General features: G+C 64.8%; 18 protein-coding genes. 11 read left to right on the top strand and 7 right to left on the bottom strand.

The features are described from left to right. Positions 1-2: 2 nt before the first annotated feature. The 6 genes from ABZ293_RS36380 to leuD are packed head-to-tail and all read left to right on the top strand — an operon-like array spanning position 3 to position 6,097. A complete protein-coding gene (locus ABZ293_RS36380) occupies positions 3-1,127 on the top strand; it encodes an alpha/beta fold hydrolase (RefSeq protein ID WP_355188286.1) in 1,125 nt (374 codons plus the stop codon). Beyond that, the gene (locus tag ABZ293_RS36385) at positions 1,124-2,491 is read left to right on the top strand and encodes an amidohydrolase family protein (protein WP_355188288.1); all 1,368 of its coding nucleotides are present in this window, start codon (positions 1,124-1,126) and stop codon (positions 2,489-2,491) included. The genes ABZ293_RS36380 and ABZ293_RS36385 overlap by 4 nt, the downstream gene beginning before the upstream one ends. 46 nt (positions 2,492-2,537) lie before the next feature. Next, on the top strand, positions 2,538-3,731 hold the full coding sequence (locus ABZ293_RS36390; protein WP_355188290.1) for a CoA transferase: 1,194 nt from the start codon (positions 2,538-2,540) through the stop codon (positions 3,729-3,731). After that, positions 3,728-4,606, top strand: a complete 879-nt coding sequence (locus ABZ293_RS36395) for a citryl-CoA lyase (RefSeq protein ID WP_355188292.1) — start codon at positions 3,728-3,730, stop codon at positions 4,604-4,606. The genes ABZ293_RS36390 and ABZ293_RS36395 overlap by 4 nt, the downstream gene beginning before the upstream one ends. Further along, the gene (locus ABZ293_RS36400) at positions 4,606-5,469 is read left to right on the top strand and encodes a dioxygenase (protein ID WP_355188293.1); all 864 of its coding nucleotides are present in this window, start codon (positions 4,606-4,608) and stop codon (positions 5,467-5,469) included. The genes ABZ293_RS36395 and ABZ293_RS36400 overlap by 1 nt, the downstream gene beginning before the upstream one ends. Before the next feature lie 40 nt (positions 5,470-5,509). Beyond that, a complete protein-coding gene (gene leuD, locus ABZ293_RS36405; protein ID WP_355188295.1) occupies positions 5,510-6,097 on the top strand; it encodes a 3-isopropylmalate dehydratase small subunit in 588 nt (195 codons plus the stop codon). A 774-nt stretch (positions 6,098-6,871) separates the two neighbouring features. Here leuD and ABZ293_RS36410 read toward each other — a convergent pair. Beyond that, entirely contained in the window at positions 6,872-7,714 is an 843-nt protein-coding gene (locus tag ABZ293_RS36410) for an alpha/beta hydrolase (RefSeq protein WP_355188297.1), read from the bottom strand. 158 nt (positions 7,715-7,872) lie between these two features. On the opposite strand from ABZ293_RS36410, the gene ABZ293_RS36415 reads away from it, so the two are divergent. After that, on the top strand, positions 7,873-8,436 hold the full coding sequence (locus ABZ293_RS36415; protein ID WP_355188299.1) for a TetR/AcrR family transcriptional regulator: 564 nt from the start codon (positions 7,873-7,875) through the stop codon (positions 8,434-8,436). Between the two features lie 379 nt (positions 8,437-8,815). Here the strand turns inward: ABZ293_RS36415 and ABZ293_RS36420 are convergent, their stop codons facing one another. Both ABZ293_RS36420 and ABZ293_RS36425 read right to left on the bottom strand, forming a co-directional pair. After that, on the bottom strand, positions 8,816-9,745 hold the full coding sequence (locus ABZ293_RS36420; protein WP_355188301.1) for an MBL fold metallo-hydrolase: 930 nt from the start codon (positions 9,743-9,745) through the stop codon (positions 8,816-8,818). Between the two features lie 66 nt (positions 9,746-9,811). Next, positions 9,812-10,483, bottom strand: a complete 672-nt coding sequence (locus ABZ293_RS36425; RefSeq protein ID WP_355188303.1) for a TetR/AcrR family transcriptional regulator — start codon at positions 10,481-10,483, stop codon at positions 9,812-9,814. 142 nt (positions 10,484-10,625) lie between these two features. Here ABZ293_RS36425 and ABZ293_RS36430 point away from each other — a divergent pair, with 142 nt between their 5' ends. Next, a complete protein-coding gene (locus ABZ293_RS36430; protein ID WP_355188305.1) occupies positions 10,626-12,068 on the top strand; it encodes an MFS transporter in 1,443 nt (480 codons plus the stop codon). 19 nt (positions 12,069-12,087) lie between these two features. Then, positions 12,088-12,834, top strand: a complete 747-nt coding sequence (locus ABZ293_RS36435; RefSeq protein WP_355188307.1) for a creatininase family protein — start codon at positions 12,088-12,090, stop codon at positions 12,832-12,834. A 16-nt stretch (positions 12,835-12,850) separates the two neighbouring features. Here ABZ293_RS36435 and ABZ293_RS36440 read toward each other — a convergent pair whose 3' ends face one another. The 3 genes from ABZ293_RS36440 to ABZ293_RS36450 all read right to left on the bottom strand — a co-directional run bounded on the left by ABZ293_RS36440 (position 12,851) and on the right by ABZ293_RS36450 (position 16,090). After that, positions 12,851-14,221, bottom strand: coding sequence for an MFS transporter (locus ABZ293_RS36440; RefSeq protein WP_355188309.1), 1,371 nt, complete (start codon positions 14,219-14,221; stop codon positions 12,851-12,853). A gap of 214 nt (positions 14,222-14,435) precedes the next feature. Beyond that, a complete protein-coding gene (locus ABZ293_RS36445) occupies positions 14,436-15,218 on the bottom strand; it encodes an aldolase/citrate lyase family protein (RefSeq protein ID WP_355188310.1) in 783 nt (260 codons plus the stop codon). After that, entirely contained in the window at positions 15,215-16,090 is an 876-nt protein-coding gene (locus ABZ293_RS36450; protein ID WP_355188312.1) for a DUF6282 family protein, read from the bottom strand. The genes ABZ293_RS36445 and ABZ293_RS36450 overlap by 4 nt, the downstream gene beginning before the upstream one ends. A 235-nt stretch (positions 16,091-16,325) precedes the next feature. Here ABZ293_RS36450 and ABZ293_RS36455 point away from each other — a divergent pair, with 235 nt between their 5' ends. After that, positions 16,326-17,129, top strand: a complete 804-nt coding sequence (locus ABZ293_RS36455; RefSeq protein ID WP_355188314.1) for a helix-turn-helix domain-containing protein — start codon at positions 16,326-16,328, stop codon at positions 17,127-17,129. A gap of 36 nt (positions 17,130-17,165) precedes the next feature. Beyond that, positions 17,166-17,558: a cupin domain-containing protein gene (locus ABZ293_RS36460; protein WP_355188316.1), complete on the top strand. Its 393-nt coding sequence runs from the start codon at positions 17,166-17,168 to the stop codon at positions 17,556-17,558. Between the two features lie 328 nt (positions 17,559-17,886). On the opposite strand, the gene ABZ293_RS36465 is transcribed toward ABZ293_RS36460, so the two are convergent. Further along, entirely contained in the window at positions 17,887-18,222 is a 336-nt protein-coding gene (locus tag ABZ293_RS36465) for a hypothetical protein (protein ID WP_355188318.1), read from the bottom strand. Between the last annotated feature and the right edge of the window lie 257 nt (positions 18,223-18,479).

Raw genomic sequence — 18,479 nt, forward strand, 5'->3', positions numbered from 1 at the left:
TCATGACCGAGACCGCAGAGTCGGCCGTCGCAGCCGCGCCGTGGCGGGCCGAGGTCGACGCGCACAAGCGGGCAATGCCGCTGCAGCGGCTGATCGGCAACGGCTTGGACTACGCCGACGTCGTCGAGTTGTATGCCCTCGCCGACGCCGGGATTCCCTGGGCGGATGCCGGTGCTCGAATCGGTGAACGGATCGCCGACTCGGCCATCGAGTCGCTGGCGGCCGGGCACACCCGCACAGCACATGCCGATTTCCTGCGCGCCAGCGCCTGCTACCGGGTCGGACAGGTGCCGCTGCCGGACACCGACGCCCGCAAAACGCCCATGTACCGCAAGCTCATCGAGTACTACGGCGCAGCCGGCGCGCTCAGCGATCCCGCCGTCGAGCACATCAGCATCCCCTACCAAGGTGCCGAGCTGCGCGGATGGCTGCTCAGACCGCGCGGGGTGAGCAGGCCCCCGACAGTAATCGTGATGGGTGGGTTCGACGGCTGGCGCGAGGAATACCACGTCGGGGCGACCTATTTGGTCGCGCGCGGGGTAGCGGTCCTGCTCGTCGACGGCCCCGGCCAGGGCGAGACCCGGGTGCTGCAAGGCCTGTATCTCGACCACGATGTGCCCAAGGCGTTTTCGGCGATGGTCGACTACCTGCTCGCCGACCACCGGCTGGGCGACCGGATCGGTATCTGGGGCAACAGCATGGGTGGATTCCTCGCCGCCCTCGTCGCGGCCACGGACTCGAGGATCGCGGCCTGCTGCGTGAACGGCGGCACGATCCGTCCAGCGGAGATCCTCGACCGCTACCACCGGTTCATCACCAAAGTACAAGCACTGCTGGGGATTTCCGATCCCAGCCACGCACGGGAGGTGATGGAAACCTTCGTGCTCACCGATTCGACGCTCGCCTCGCTGCGGTGCCCGTTGCACGTCATGCACGGCACACCGGATCGCGTGTTCCTGATCGAGAACGCCCGCGCCCTCTACGACAGCGCCGCCGCACAGGACAAGACCTTCAGCGAGTTCCCCGACGGCGACCACTGCATCTACAACCACTCCCACGACAAACACACACGCATTGCGGACTGGTTCGCCGACCGGCTCAGCGACGACCAAGGAGACCCCCGATGACCAGTACGGCCAGGCCCGACATCCCGCAGGGCCGCATCCTGATCCGCGGCGCACACCTGCTCACCCAAGATCCGGCTCTGGGGGAGTTCGTCGGCGATGTTCTCATCGATGACGGTGTCATCGCCGAGGTCGGTACCGGCATCGACGACGCCGGCGCCACCGTTATCGACGGCGCCGACCGGGCTGTGCTGCCCGGATTCGTCGACACTCACCGCCACACCTGGCAGGGCGCGATCCGCCAGGTCGGCACCGGGTGGGACTTCCCGAAATACCGTCAGCACATCCAGCTCACCTGGGGACCGCAGTTCACCCCCGACGACGTCTACATCGGTAACCTCGTCGGCGCGATCGGCGCGATCGACGCCGGGATCACCACCTTGCGCGACGAATCCCACATCCAGAACAGCCCCGCCCACACCGACGCCGCGATCGCCGCGTTGCGTGAGTCCGGGATCCGCGCGGCCTTCGCCTACGGCTGGCCCTCGATCGACTCCGACAAGTGGATGCTGCGTGGAGAAGCCACCCACCCCGACGATATCCGCCGGGTGCGCTCGCAGGTGCTCAGCGACGACGACGCCCTGGTCACCCTGCAGGCCATGCTGCGCGGCCCGGAGCTGTCCACCCTCGACGTCACCACACAAGACCTCGCGATGGCCCGCGAGCTCGGCATCCGCTCGAGCATGCACGTCGGAAACGGCCCCTGGGGCCCGCAATACCGTGGCATCGGCAGCCTCGGCGAAGCCGGCTTGCTCGGGGAAGACCTGCTGTTCATCCACTGCTGCACCAGCGATGACGAAGAACTGAAGATGCTCGCAGACTCCGGTGGCCACGCCTCGGTCTCGGCCGCGGTGGAGGCGGTCCTGCCCGGCCTCGGCGCGCCCGCCACCGGCCGGCTGCTGGCCAACGGAATCCGCCCCAGCCTGAGCGTGGACACCGAAGCCTCGGTGGCCGGCGACATGTTCAACGTCATGCGCGCGGCGCTGTCGGCACAGAACGTGGGCGTCAGTATCGACCCCGCAAGCTATGAGTTCCTGCCCGCCTTCACTCCCGCCGACCTGCTCGCTATGGCCACCATCGAAGGCGCCCGCGCCTCGGGCCTGGACCACAAGACCGGCAGCATCACCCCCGGCAAAGCCGCCGACCTGATCATCCTGCGCCTCGACGCCGCCAACCTGCTGCCCGCCAACGACATCGCCGCCAGCATCGTCGGTGCCGGTCACCCCGGAAACATCGACACCGTTCTGATCGCCGGACAGGTCCGCAAATACCAGGGTCGGCTCGTCGGCCTCGACCTCACCGACATCCGACACCGCGCCGAAGCCTCACGCGACCGGCTGTTCAGCGTCGAGCTCGTCGACGGCTGACCACACCACTACGGACCCCCGACGGGTTCAGCGAAAGGAAACCGCAGTGACTTCCGATCCGACCCCCCGACTGCGACCTGCCCGCCCCCTCGACGGCATCGTCATCGCCGATCTGTCCCGCGTGCTGGCCGGCCCCTATGCCACGATGCTGCTCGCCGACATGGGCGCCGAGGTGATCAAGGTCGAAGGACCGGGCGGCGACGACACCCGCTCGTGGATGCCACCAGTCCGCCCGGACGGCGTCTCGACCTATTACTCGGCCATCAACCGCAACAAACGCTCGGTCGTGCTCGACTTCAAAGATCCCGACGATCTCACCGTCGCCCACGCGCTGACCACTCGCGCGGACATCGTCGTGGAGAACTTCAAACCCGGCGGCCTCACGCGTTTCGGCCTGGACTACGAGGCGGTCAGAGAACGCAACGAGGCCGTCATCTACTGCTCGATCAGCGGATTCGGCACCGCGAAGGGAGCGTCGCTGCCCGGTTACGACCTGATCGTGCAGGCGATGTCGGGGCTGATGAGCCTGACCGGTGATCCTGATGGCTCTCCGTATCGAGCAGGGATCAGCGTGTTCGACGTCATGGCCGGGTTGCACTCGACCATCGGCATCCTCGCCGCATTGCGCCACCGCGATGCCACCGGCGAAGGACAGCGCATCGAAACCAACCTGATGTCCTCGGCCATGAGCGGCCTGGTCAACCAGACCTCGGCCTACGTGGCTGGCGGCGTGACCCCGCACCGGATGGGTAACGCACATCCAAGTCTGTTCCCGTATGAGCCGCTGCCCACCGTCGACAAGGACCTGATCGTCACGGCCGGCAACGACGCACAGTTCCGTCGACTGGTTGAAGTCCTCGGTATCGCCGACGTCGCCGACGATCCCCGCTTCGCGAGCAATGCCGACCGCACCGCCAACCGTGAACAACTGCGGCCGCTGCTGATCGAACGGCTCCGGACCCAACCAGCGCAGCACTGGTTCGAACGGCTCAACGCCGTCGGTGTCCCCAACGGACCGATCAACACGATCGCCCAGGGCGTTGAGTATGCCCGTGAGCTCGGGTTGGACCCGGTGGTGCAAGTCGGCCCCGAACGACACGCGATCCCAGGTGTGCGCAACCCGATCACGTTCTCCACCCTCACTCCCCGCTACGAACTGCCGCCGCCTGGCCTCGGCGAACACAGCGACGAGATCCGTGCCTGGCTGTCTGCCACCGCGACCACCTCGGAGGAACGATGAGTACCGACAACACTCCGAACCGATACCCCACCGCTCTGGGCACGTCCACCCGCACCGAGATCAAACTTCTCGGCCACGACCTCGCCGGCGACCTCATGGGCCAGGTCGGCTTCGGAGAGCTGGCGTTCTGGCTGGTCACCACCCGCCGCCCCACCCCCGGTGAGCTTCGGGTGTTCGAGTCGGTGCTGGTCGCTCTGGCCGACCACGGCTTCACCCCGACCGCGATCGCTGCCCGGCTGACCTACCTCAGCGCTCCGGACTCGTTGCAGGGTGCGCTCGCAGCCGGTCTTCTCGGTGGCGGCTCCCGGTTCCTCGGCGTCACCGAGGACTGCGGGCAGTTCCTGCACGAGACCCTCGCCGCCCACACCGCCGACGGCTCCGCTCTCCCCGACAACGACGACGGCTGGGACCAGCTCGCCCTCGCCGCGATCGAGCAGCAAAAACAGCGCGGCAGTTACGTCCCCGGACTCGGGCACCCCAACCACAAAGACGGCGATCCCCGCACGCCCGCCCTGATGCGCATCGCCGAAGAGGAAGACCTGATGGGCCCGCACCTGCAGCTGTTCGCCGCAATCGGTCGGATGAGCGAAACCGCACTGGGCCGCTGGCTGCCGCTCAACGGTGCCGGAGTCTGCGGAGCCGCACTGGCCGACCTCGGCCTGGACGTCGACCTGCTGCGCGGATTCGCCCTGCTGGCCCGCTGCGCGGGCCTGCTCGGCCAGATCGCCGAGGAACGCCGCAACCCGATCGCCAACGACATCTATCTCAGCGTCGACCGCAGCGCCTACTACCAGGCACCCGGCGCCCCGGACACCAACCCGACGCACCAGTCCGCCGCCGATTCTTCCACCGCAACCTCTGCAAGGAGCCTGTGATGGCATTCGTCACCGAGGACAACATCACCGATCTGGCCATCAAACGCTGGTCGACCGCGCACTCACCACGCCTGGCGCAACTGATGACCACCCTGGTCCGTCACATCCACGAATACGCCCGAGAGGTCGATCTCACCGAGGCCGAATGGATGGCGGCCATCGAATGGCTGACCCGGGTCGGGCAAATCTCCGACGACAAACGCCAGGAATTCATCCTCGCCTCCGATGTCGTGGGACTCAGCATGCTCGTCGTCCAACTCAACAATCGCTTCGACAGCAAGGCAACCCCGGCCACCGTCCTCGGCCCCTTCCACATCGACAACTCACCCGCCGCACCCTTCGGCTACGACATGTCCGACGGCATACCCGGCATCCCGCTGTTTCTCACCGGAACGGTCAACGACACCGCAGGCAACCCGATCCCCGGAGCGATCCTCGATGTCTGGCAGGCCGACGCCGACGGCACCTACGAAGCACAAATGCCCGAGATCGACGAGGCACGCCTGCGCGCCAAGTACCAGACCCGCACCGACGGCACCTACTGCGTACGCACCATCGCCCCCCTCGGCTACACCATCCCCATGGACGGCCCCGTCGGCGAACTGATCAGCCGTAGCGACATCAGTGAATACCGTCCCGCTCATGTCCACTTCATGTTCGACGAACCGGGCTACGAGAAGCTGATCACCCACCTGTTCCAGGAAGGCACCGACTACCTCGACACCGACGTCGTCTTCGGCGTCAAAGACCCCCTGATCGTCAAATGCGTCGAAAATCCGGCCGGGCCCAGCCCCGACGGGCGAGTGATGGACACACCATTCCTGGTCGCGCATTACGACTTCGTGCTGCAGCCGAAGAACTGAGGCCGTATCACCAACGGCCGCATCTCCACCGAAAGAAATCATGCAACCGTTCCTCCGCTGCACCGGGATCGCGGTCCCGCTGCGCCGCAGCAACGTCGACACCGATCAGATCCTTCCATCGGAATTCATGAAACGTACGACCTGCACCGGCTATGAGGACGCGTTGTTCGCCGAATGGCGCAAGGACCCCGGATTCATCCTCAACCACACCCCTTTCGACCGAGGCCGCATCCACGTCGCCGGTCCCGACTTCGGCATCGGATCCTCGCGCGAACACGCAGTCTGGGCGCTGCTCGACTACGGATTCCGGGCCGTCCTCTCGTCCCGGTTCGCCGACATCTTCCGCACCAACGCCGGCAAGGCCGGCTTACTGTGTGCGCAGCTGGCTACCACCGACATCGAGGCCCTGTGGCACAGCATCGATCTAGCACCACAGGTACCGCTCACCGTCGACCTGGCCACCCAGGAAGTCACGGTAGGCAACAACACTCACGCCTTCGATATCGACAACTCCACCAAATGGCGCCTGCTCCGCGGACTCGACGACATCGACCTCACCCTCGGACACGCCGACGCCATCACCGAGTTCGAGCGCCACCGTCCACGATGGAACCCCCGAACCACATGACGCCCCTAACGCCAAGGCTGCGTAGTTAAGGGATCCTCCCCGGTTGTCTCGGATGCCGTCGAACTTCACCTCGAATACCCCTGGCATCGCGCCGGGAGCTACCGGCATCGCCGGCAACGCCCAGATCCGCTGGAAACACGCCTGATAGGCGGCGATCCCGTCGGGGTTCAGGCGGGCGCCCTGCACGGTAGCGACCACCAGGCCGCCCCTTCGCAGGACCTGCAGATGCTGCGACACCGGATTCCCTGTGATCACACAGGTCCAAGCCGACGCCGGGTGCGCACCCGCGCGTTCGCTACGTCCGCCCTCCCCGCCGTCCGGCCCGTTGGGCGACCTTCCGAGCGAGGTCGTCGAGCGGAGGCGGTAGGAGCGGCATGTGGTCGAACTACCGACCGGCCATCCTCCATGCGCGCCACCGTCGAAGCGGGCCGGACCGGCCTGGGAGTTACCCGAACCGTTTCCCTGCTGCGGCCGGCACAGTCGGAGCGAAGTTGTGTGTCCGTACTGCTTGAACAGCGACCACTTCGATATCGGCCTTACCGCCATGATCGATGGCTTTGCCCATCACCTCGGCTCGGCAGACCGACCTGATAGCTGACCGACTTTCCCTGCGCTCCAGGAGATTTCACCCATGCATATCGCTGCCTCAAGCGTGCGGCCAGGAAGTCGCGACCGACCAGGCCGAGCGCGGGTGGCGAGCGGGTCCGCACGCCTTCTTCGAATCGCTTGCGGACGGCCGGATGGTTCACACAGCCGGCGCCTCGCGTTCCGTGGTCAGGCTTTCACGAAGCGCAGGAGCGCTGTGTTGACCTCGTCGGCGTGGGTCCACAGCAGGCCGTGGGGTGCGCCGTCGATTTCGACGTATTCCGCGTGCGGGACCAGTGCCGCGAACCGGCGGCCCGAGGCGTCCACCGGCAGGATGTTGTCCTTGGTGCCGTGCAGGATCAGTGTCGGCAGTTGGGTGGTGCGCACGGCATCGACATCGGGGCGGAAGTCCTCGATCCATGCCGGGACGACGGCGTAGGCGGCGACCGGCGCGCTGGTGGTGGCGGTATTCCAGTTCGCCCGGACGACCTCTTCGCTGATGCGTGTGCCGAGCGTCTCGTCGAGGTTGTAGAAGTTCTTGTAGAACTGCGTGTACCAGGCATAGCGGTCGGCCCGCGCGGCGGCGGCGATGCCGTCGAAGACCTCCTGTGGCACGCCCTCGGGATTGTCGTCGCGCTGCACCAGGAACGGTTCCAATGAAGCCAGGAATGCCAGCTTGGCGACCCGCTCGGGTCCGTAGTTCTTGATGTAGCGAGCCAGTTCGCCCGTGCCCATGGAGAAGCCGACCAGGATGACCTCACGCAGGTCCAATGCCGTCAATACCGCATTCAGATCGGCGGCGAAGGTGTCGTAGTCGTACCCCTCGCCGACCTTCGACGATCGCCCGAACCCACGGCGATCGTAGGTGATCACACGGAAACCGGCCGCCAGCAGTTCGCGCGCTTGCCGTTCCCAGCTGGCGCCGTCCAGCGGGTAGCCGTGGATCAGTACGACCGGCTGTCCGCTGCCGTGGTCTTCGTAGTACAACTCGACTGTGGTGCTGTTCTCGGTGCCGACGGTGATGAATCCCATGACTGACTCCTCGCGACTCGATTGTGTGAACGACTTCGACTTCATCGTGGAGAACGATCGTTCTCCACGATGTCTGCTATGTTAGAGAACGTGCGTTCTCGGCGCAAGCGAAAGAGAGGCGTGATGTGACTCACACGGTGCAGCGTCCTGTCGGCGACGTGCGTGAGCAGGTCATCAAGGCTGCCGACACGCTGTTCTACGAGCGGGGAATCCAGTCGGTGGGCATGGACGCGGTGCGGGAGGCGGCTGGCGTGTCGCTCAAACGCATCTATTCGCTGTTCGGCTCGAAGGACGACCTGATTGCGGCGGTGCTGCGGCACCGGTCTGCCATGTGGGACGACGGCCTGGCGTCGGCCGCGCGGCCGACGATGACCGCGCGAGAGCGGTTGCTGGCGATCTTCGATTTCCTCGACGCATGGTTCCGTGCGCCGGACTTCCGGGGCTGCGCGTTCATCAACGCCTACGGCGAATTGAGTTCGGGCTCACCGGCTGTGAGCGAGGCGGTGCGGGCGCAGAAGGACGCCTTCGGCGAATACGTCGCCCGCCTGGTCGCCGAGGCCGGCGCCCCACCTGAGCTGGCACCCCAAATCGCCATACTCGCCGAAGGCGCCCAAACCACCGCGGCCATCGCGGGCACCCCGGCCCCCGCACGTCAGGCCCGAGCCGCAGCGCAAACTCTGCTTGACGCCGCATCGGCAAACGCTCGGCACAGCACCGACTGATTCGTCGGCGACTGCCCCAGCGATGTCGAAAGCCTCACCGTGCATCGTCCGCGTAGTACTGGCCCTTCGCGAAAACCGCTGCCGCCCTTCGCCATGTGACCGGCTCTGTCGGACTCGGACTACTACGGCGGCTCCTCCCCACCCGCCCCGTTCAGCGGTCGGTGCACCTATCCCGGACCACGCCGGCCGGCTGCCGGCGTGGTCCGGGAACCGGCCGGATGGTTCCCGTGTTCACTGGCCGCCACAGCGGCTGGGGTTACGGCGGCTGCCGCGGTCAATGGAGGCTGCTCCTAACCGACCGAGGGGTGCTGCTCAGTGTGCTGGCCGGCCAGCGATCTTCGCCAACCGCCGTGCTGTTCCAGCAAGGGGTCGAAGTCGATCAGCGTTGGGGCGGGTGGATCACTCGTCCGGGGACGGGTATGAGGCGATATGTGTCGCCGTGGGTCCGGACCAATCCGGCGGTGGGAGGGGCGAAGTGGCTGCCCAGCAGGAGTGTGTCGGTATCGGCGAGGTCGGCGAGCAGGTCGCGGCGGGTGCGGGCGGCTCGATCCGGGTCGACGTCGACGCTGCTGCACAACGCCGGGTCGGCCAGCTGTACGGGGTGATGGATGCAGTCGCCGGTAACGACGGCGGAGCGCCCGGCGCTGTGCACAGCCACGGCGACCTGGCCGGGGGTGTGACCGGGAGTGGGCACAAGCCGCAGTCCAGCAGCGATGTCGGTGCCCTCGGCGCGGACGTCGATGAGGTCGAGTTGGCCGCTGTCGCGGACGGGTTGAACGGAGTCGGCGAGCATGCGCCTACGGCTGTCATCGATGTCTGCGCCGTCCCAGTAGTCGGATTCGACGCGGGAGGTGATGTAGCGGGCGTGGGGGAACGTCGGTGTCCAGCCGCCGTGACCGTCGGGGCGTGTGTTCCATCCGACGTGGTCGGTGTGCAGATGGGTCAGGATGACCAAGTCGACGGATTCGGGTGCGAAGCCGACACCGGCCAGACGTTCGAGATAGGGGGTGTGCAGATTGTGCCAAGCGGGGTTCGGGCGGATCTTGCCGTTGCCGATTCCGGTGTCGATGAGTACACGCAAGCCTGCGGTCTCGACGGCGAAGCTGTGCACGGCCAAGTGCAGAGTCCCGGCTTCGTCGGCGAAGTCGGGAGCAAGCCAGTTCGTGCGCTGCACGACGTCGGCGGTGGCCCCTGGCAGCAGCCATGGACCGGTTTCGGGAGGCAGGATCACCTCATCGATACGGTGAATGACTGTATCGCCGACGCTCCAACTGGGAGCACTGCCGGGCGGTCGAAGGGGCTGTGGCATGCGGAACTCCGTGTGTGGCAGATGTGTCGAGTTTCGGTGTGGTGCTTCGGATGTCGGCGCCCGGCCTCAGCCTCGGGGCGCGGTTGAGCGATAACGACTGAGGAAGGTGGCGATCGCTTCGTCGATGACTGTCTCGCGCGGGGGAGTGCTCGATGAGGTCGTGGGGACTGCCATCACCATGGGCCAGACGATGAATTCTTGGATGAGCCCGAGGAATTGGTGAGCGGCCAGTTCCGGTGACGGGCATGCGATCGTGCCCGCCTCGCTCATCTGCTGCAGGCAGGCAGCGAGGGCTTGCATCAAGGGCTGCTTGCCCAGTCGGTAAAACTCCTCGGCAATCCATGGGGCGCGTCGGGATTCGGAGATCACCAGCCGGGTGAACGCGATCTGATCGGTTTCGTCGATGAAATCCAGGAGCGCTTGGGAGAAGTCGCGCAGAAACTCTGCCGGATCATCTCCGCCGGCAACTTTCGCCGCGAAACGTACAGGCAGAGTGTCGGGGTCGAGGTTGCCCCAATGTTCCTGCATGACTGCGCGAAAAACGGCTTCCTTACTGCCGAAGCGGTTGTAGACCGTCTGCCGTGCGACGCCCGCCCGGGTTGCGATGCTGTCGAGGTTGACACCGTCGTAGCCGTCGTCCAGGAACAAGGATCTCGCTGCCGAGAGGATCTTGGTGCGGCTGCGTTCCCGCACCGCATTGTTGCCGGACAGCGACTGCGAGGAAGCGGTGGGGGGCACCGTCGAACACCTCCGTGTGGAACTGGACTGGACTGATCAATCTAAATTGTGCCCTGTAGCACTTGTGGACACATTACTTAGATTGTACAGTCCAGTCTAATCATGGCCCTGAACTGGCCTCCTTTCGCACCCAAGGCAAACCATGGACTATCCACAACAAGTCGGCGGCCTCTCCGTCGCCGCGCGGCTCGACCGACTGCCCATGACTTCGCTGCACAAGCGCTTCACCGCGATCATGGCGCTGGGCACCTTCTTCGAGATCTACGAGCTGTTCCTGTCCGGAGTCCTCGCGACCACCTTGAAGAAGACCTTCACACTGCACGGCCTCGAGCTGTCACTGGTCCTCGCGTCGGCTTTTGTCGGCGCATTCATCGGAGCCGTGGTCATCGGGCGAATGGCGGACCGAGTCGGTCGGCGCAGCGCCTACATGCTCACACTCAGCCTCTACTCGGCAGCCACTCTCGCCTGTGCCTTTGCACCCAACGTGTGGACTTTGGTCCTGTTCCGCTTCATCGCGGGGATCGGACTCGGTGGCGAATTGCCGGTGACCGACTCTTTCCTCGGCGACATCCTGCCGCCCGAGCGCCGCGGCCGCTATGCCGCATGGGCGTTCACCGCCGCCTATCTCGCTGTCCCCGTTGTCGGGTACCTCGGGATGACGCTGGTCGGCACGACTCCGCTCGGGATCGCTGGCTGGCGGTGGATGTTCGGCTTCGGCGCCTTGGGAGCAGTGCTCACCTTCCTGGCGCGACGAGGCCTGCCCGAGTCGCCGCGGTGGCTCGAGTCGGTGGGCCGGTCGAAGGAGGCAGACGCGATCACCGCGCGTCTCGAGGCGGCCGCGCAGCAGGAAGGGTGGACACCACCTGCCTCGGAGCCCGTCACCGCCGCTGCTTCCGCTCCCGTGCAAAAGCTGCCGATTACCAGCCTGTTTCGGGAGCCCTTCACCCGACGCACGATCCTGATGGCCATCCTGTGGGTCCTCGCGCCTGTCGGCTACTACGGGTTCAGCAGCCTCGCCACACTCGCCCTGGCCGCAAAAGGATTCACCGTCAGCAGCTCGCTGACCTATCTGACCTTCTCCTTCATCGGATACCCACTCGGCTCGTTCCTGTCTGTCCTGGTCATGGACAAGTACGAGCGGAAATGGATCCTGTGCGCCGCGTTCACCGCGATGGCTTTGACCGGGATGGCATACGGAAACGCGACGACAACGGCGGCGATCATCATCTCCGGTTTCTGTTTCACCATGGTCGCCAACGTGATGTCCAACGCCGGCCATATCTACCAGCTCGAGCAGTACCCGACCGGTGTGCGGACCACCGCGACCGGTTGGCTGTACTCGTTGAGCCGACTGTCCACCGCGGCAGCACCGTTCTACCTGATCCCGCTCCTGGATTCCTACGGCGCCGCCGCTGTGTTCACCCTGGTGGCCGTCGTCATGCTCGCGGCCGCGTTCGCCATGACATTCGGCGTCAAGACCACCGGCCTGTCCGTGGACGCGATCGCCGACCCGAACACACAAATCAGCCCCGAGGTGTCGGCTCGCTCCACGGCGTTGCCGCTGAGCACACCCGAAACCCCCTGAACGGCAAGGAGTTACCACCATGTCCGAAATTCATTGGAACCGTATGACTGCGCCAACTCTGCGCCAGCGCGCGGCTCAGGGTGCTCCCGTGCTGCTGCCGGTCGGCTCGACCGAGCAGCACGGACCGCACCTACCCACCGGTGTCGACGACTTCCTCAGCGCCGAGGCTTGCCGTCGCGCCGCAGCCATCATGGTCGCGAACAACCGGCCGGTGGTCGTCGCCCCTTCCCTGTGGTGCGGACTCGCGCAACACCACATGGAATTCGGCGGAACCTTCACCCTCACCCTGGCGACGTATCACTTGCTGCTACGGGACCTGTGTCGGTCGGTACTCACAGCAGGATTCACCAAGATCCTCGTCGTCAACGGCCACGGCGGAAACGTCACAGCCCTCAACGCGCTCAGTAACGAACTGTCCGAGGAACTATCGGCCACCATCGCCGTCACCAGCTACTTCACCGCAGCGCAGACCCGCACGGCAGAGGTTCTCGACACGCAGGACACATTGATGCATGCCTGTGAGGGGGAGACCTCCATGATGATGGCCATCGCCCCTGAACTGGTCGATCTCACCCAGCTCCCGAACGCGACGGGGCCGGACATCGCGTTGCAATCAGCGCCCGACCACATTGTCTACACGCCGCGATCGTTCAAACATGTCACACCCTCCGGCGTCGCCGGAGACGCCAGAGCCGCAACCGCGCAGAAGGGTGAAGCCATCCTCGACGCGAGCGCGCAAGCCATCGCCGAATGGCTGATGAATTGACCGCTCGCTCAGCGCACTAGTCCGCCATCACGACATCGCGTGTCTCCGGACCGAGGGCCGCTCCGGCGGCGACCAAGATTCCGCCGAGCACTGCGAGTATGGGCGCGGCCGCTTGCTCTGAGAAAACGCTCGAAAGTCCGCTGATATAGAAGGCATAGAATGCGGGGACAACGAGCGCGAGGCTGTAGCCCACGCCGTAACCGGTCGCCCGGATTCCGGCCGGAAAGCGCTCGGTCAGGTACGCCGCGATCGGACCGTACAGCGATATCGTGCTGATCTGGATAGCAAAGGCGCACAACGCGATCGGTACGACGGCTGCACCGTCGAGCGTGGACAGTACCAAGAACCCAGTTGGCGTGACGATGGCTGCGACAATTCCTGCGCCGATGTAGAAGCGGCGGCGACCTATCCGCTGGGAGAGTACCGCTGCTGCGATGAAGGTGCCGACGGTGATCAACGAGGAGATCAACATGATCGGCGTAACGGTGGTACTCGGGACTTGGAGCTGCAACCGCATCATCGACGGTAGAACGGCGAGACCGAGGTTGGCCAAAAGCCAGGCACCGGTCATCACCACGAACACTTGCACCAAAGCCGTTCGGTGTTCGCCTCGCACCAACTGCATCAAAGGCGACGTCGACGAGGTGGTAGATGCCGTCACCGGGGCATTGTCATCGCTGTTGTCGAATTCTGGGGACTCCTCGACGTGCGTCACGTAGTAGATGAAGGTTGTGGCTGCGAGGAGAGCGCCGATGACGAATGGTATGCGCCAACCCCATTGAACGTAGGCGGAGTCGGTTCCGGTGGAGGTCATGGAGTTGAGCAGGACCAACGTGATGAGAGCGATGGACGCATTAGCGAGTGGGTTGGTGCAGGTGATCAAACCGCTCACTAGGCCACGTTTGCGCGCGGGGCTCCATTCCATGGCCAGCGGCACCGCGGTGCTGTATTCACCACCGAGGAAGAAGCCGCCGAGGAAGCGGAGGGCGATCAACATGACGATCGCCCAGTGACCGACATGCTGGAACCCGGGCAGGAGGGCGATCGCGAAAACGGAGATGCCGAATCCGGCCACCGCGACCAGGGTTGGTCGCCGCCGACCCATCCGGTCGGCCCATTGACCGAAGAAAGCAGCACCCAGCGGTCGGGCGATGAGTGTGGAGGCGAAGACGAACGCCGAAATGATGGCTTCGGTCGCGGCGCTGGTAGACGACGACTGAAAGTAGCCCATCGCCGGTGCGAGGGCGATGATCGGCAGAAATATGTCGAATTGGTCCGCGTAGTAGCCGAGCACTCCGCCGCGAATCGCGGACTTGCGATGCTCGCTGCGCTCAGCGCCCGCATTCTTTTCGTCGTGACCGAGGTCGGTCCGGGGTGTGTCTGTCATGGTTTTCTAGCTCTCCGGGGAGATTTCAGTGGCAAGACCCAAGGGGCGGGCCGCGGTGCGTTGGGTGGTGGGTCGGCGTAGTCGCGTGCGAGGACAAGCTCCCGCCATGGAGTTCGGTGATCTCGGAGTTGAGCGCGCGAGGACAGCTATCCGGAGGATCGCGCCCGAATGGGATTCGTCGTCGTGGCCCCGGCGACCGTGGTCCTTCTGACGCTCACCACTGCACCTTTTGCCGTACTCGGGACATCAGGTTGGTCGCCGCGGAGCGCATTAGCGCGATATCGGAGCTGACAACGATGTAGTGGAATCCGGCGGAGATCGCGCGATCGACCTCTGACTCGTCCGCGGCGAAGATGCCGAGCGCGGTGCCGGTTTTCTTCCCGGCGGCGACGATGGAGTCGGTGATCCGCACCGCCTCCGGTGTGTCGTGACGACCCGGCGTTCCCACGGAGACCGACAGATCGAGGGTACCGATGAAGGCGATATCGAGCGGGCCCACGATATCGTTGATCGGATCTTCGAAGCTCGCGGTTTCCAACTGCCCGATCGCCAATGGGTGGCTCGTGTAGCGATCGAGATACTCGGTCAACGGTATCGCGCCGTAGCAGGCGCTCGACTGCGCCAGGCTGATACTGCGGGAGCCGCCGGGCCCGTACCTCAGCGCCTGTACGAACCTGCGCGCTGAGGTCGCGGACCGTACGGTGGACAACTGGATTCCGGCTGCTCCGGCCTCGAGTAATCGGTTGGCCAGTCCGGTGTCGAGCGTTGGGATCCGCACGGTTATGTCGAGACCGTTCGCGCGGGCCACCGCGAGCGAATGACGCGCCTCGGCATAGGACAGTTGGCTGTGTTCGAGATCGAGCACAGCGAAGTCGAACCCGGCCAGGGCAACCAGATCGATGACCTCGCCGCCGGCGATCTTCACGAACGTTCCTATTTGGGGCGCGCGAGTGAGCCGGGACCGCAAATCCTCGGCCGATGCTGTCTCGGTGGTCACGAGATGCCGACCAGGGCCGCAGTGTTCGTCACAGTCATCGTCCGCAGGTCATCGGCCGACACTCCCGCATCGAGAAGATCACCGATGACGCGGTCGTACCCCTCGACCGGCAGTGGGTTGCCTCGCTGGCCGAGATCGGAGCCGAAAATGGTGTTTTCGACGCCGAGCAGACGGATCAGCCGAACCAGTTCGGCGGGCTCCCAGTTACAGAACGACGATCGGTCGTCGTACATGCAGAGGGAATGCTCGATCACGGCGCCGAGTGAGATCCACTGCCGGACGAGCTCTTCATCAGCCTCGATGACGAAATTGGGGTGATTGACCAGCAGGCGGCCGATTCCGCGGCGCGCCGCCTCGGTGAGAACAGCGGTTATTTCTGTCGGCGCCATGTGACCGGTGGAAAGGATCAGATCGTGTTCGGCGATCAGGTCGAGCACGTCGTGAGCCGCGGGGATCAGCGTGCCGTCCGAGTCGAGGACCTCGATCGGCGCACCGACGCTCAATGAATGATCCGTGGTGGGAAAGCGCAGCTCGTCGCTGTGCGCGCAGATGTGGCGATCGGAGCTGATCGTCGGGAACCAGACGATGCGGCCGCCGCGATTGATCGCGAGCTCGACCGCGGTCGGGTTGACGCCCCCGACGTAGTTGTTCAGCGCCACTCCCCCGAACACCGGAATGGGCAAGGGTCCGCTCGAGAGCTCCGCCGATTCGATATCGGGAAGCATGCTGTGGTGGTGCGATTTGACGAGAATCGCACGGAAGCCCGCGGCGTGTGCCTGTTCGGCTGCCTCCTTGATGCCGATGCGCCGGGGGAATGGCGACGGTCCGGGGTGTACATGCAGGTCACACGCTCCGTCGAGAACTTCGGCCACGCGAGAATCCATGGCTTCCTGCCCTTCCTCTGCCGAGATCGGGATTGATAATCCCGGAATGGTAGATGTGATGTTCGTTATGCGGAACCGCTTGCTCACTGTGCGGCAAACGGTCGGCAATAGCAAGGGCTTTGACAAAATTTCTGTGAGCTAGCACACTGCAGTCATCCCGCTTTGATAGACATCATGCCCAGATATCGAGACAGATTGATCAACGAGGAGCTGGAGGTTGTGGATGAGTGATGAGTCGGAGATGGATCCGCGCAACAGCGACGACGACATCCCCAAGGCCGACCTACAGGTCGTTGCCCGAGTCGCCGCGATCCTGCGCCTGTTCACTCCCGGGCAGCCGACGCTGAGGCCCACTCAGGCGGCGGAAAGTCTACGGATGCGGCGTTCCACCATCCACCGCTATCTCTCGTCACTGGAGTTGCACGGCCTGTTGAAGAAGGCGGGCGACGGAGGTTACGAACTCGGGCCCTTGGTCGATCAGTTGGCGTCGCTGGGCTCGAGGCGATGGCGCATTCAGGATGCCGCTGGTCCTGTGATGGACGAGCTCGCGGCGGCGACACATCAGACAGCGGTGCTGAGCATGTGGGGTGGCAGCGAACCGGTGATAACCCAAGTGCGCGAGGATGCGAGCCAGATCGTCCACGTATCCGTTCGTGTCGGCGCCACCCTGCCGGTCGAATCGGCGCAAGGCTTGGTCTTTCTGGCATTCCGCAAAGACGAGCGTGCCCGCAAGCGCCTGATCGCGAATCTGACCGAGGATCAAGCGCAACGAACTCAGCAGAAGCTGGCGTCGGTCGTGGCACAGCGAATCGCTATCCACCAACGCGTCGTCCAAGGTGTCCGCACCGTCGCGGTACCGATCCTCGGTTCAGACGGCGATATTCGCGCGACGCTCGCCCTGGTCGGCACAACGAATTCCATCCCTGAAGACATCGACTCGGGAATCGCCCAGGCTTTGCGCGCGGCGGGCGAAACCCTGACCGGGCTGATCGCCGACGTGGACCCAGCTTCGCCAACCCACCACTGAGACACTCCGCTTCGGCGACATACGACAGGAGCACCAATGTCCGAGAACTACAGCGAATATGTCTACGGGAAGGTCGTAAATTTCTACGATCTCGAGCAAGAAAGTGTCCGGCACGGTGTGACAAGGTCGGGTTACGCGACCGACGACGTCATGCTGGTGATGAATGTGTTGAAGAAGGATATGGAACTTCGTCCGCACGTCCATGAAGACTTCGACCAACTCGCGATCATTACCCGCGGGGAGGCCAACTACTACATCGGCGACGTCGCTCATCGCATGATCGAAGGTTCGGTCCTACTGGTGCCCGCGGGTCGATACCACCACATCGAGCCGCTGAGCGACGAGGTGCACAACCTCGATCTTTTCTGCCCGCCGCGTAGCGACTACATCCATCTGCTCCACCATTTGTTACCGCAGGGCTCGGCCTGAGCGCTGCACCGGCCCGACCCGCCGCTCGTTTCGACGGCACATGCACCGGACCGCCGGCTCGAGTTCAACGGCATACGACTGTCGCGGTGGATGGGCGCTGGGAGGGAATCCTTGGTCCGCGGGGGCGTCAGTCGTTCGAGGTCGATGACGCGTTCGGGAGGCGCCGCCCGGTGCCGCTCGTCCCGACGCCTTCGTAGGCGTCCCGTCCTGAGCGCGGAACCAGGCAAACGGTCATCACGATCCGAGATGACTGTTGTCCTGGTGCCGTCGCCGCACAACTCATTGCGGGAGTGCGGTTTTCGGGTCTTTCCGGCGTCGATGCCGCGGGCTATCCGGTTGGCTCGAAGCGCACGGACAGGGCCTGCACCCCGGCCGGAGCATTCCAGATGAGATCGACACCCTCGATCTCGGATCCCGCACCGCACGCGGAATCGCCGAACAGGTAGGCCCGGTCGCTGGTGCCGTTCTCGAAACGCACTGTGGCATCCTGCAATTGGATACAGGCGCCACTGTCCGGCCGTTCGATCGACAAGATCTTTCCCGCCGCAGTGACGTAGGAGGCCCGGCCAATGGCCGCCTGCGCGGTACCGGGCAGCAGCGCGAGCAGTGCGAGCGCCGCAATGCCCGCGCCGGCTGCCTTGCCGAATTCACTTGGCAATCCCATGATTCCCTCTCTCGGCCGCCGCCCGGCCGACTACACTGATCGATCCCGCTCTAGCGAGTCAAATATGTTGGGAGACAACGGCTGTCAACGGTATCACTGGTGGGCGGATCGCTTGCAGTGGGCGAGAATCACCTGCCCGGGCCATAACTGGCCGGGTCAGGTCCGGGGTGAACCCGGTGATACGTTCAGAACGTCGCGACCAGGTTGACGGGACTCCAGGCGATCGGGATTCGGATCCGGCGGCGCTGCGCCACAAC

Source organism: Nocardia sp. NPDC005998 (genome assembly GCF_040614395.1).
Classification (GTDB): Bacteria; Actinomycetota; Actinomycetes; order Mycobacteriales; family Mycobacteriaceae; genus Nocardia.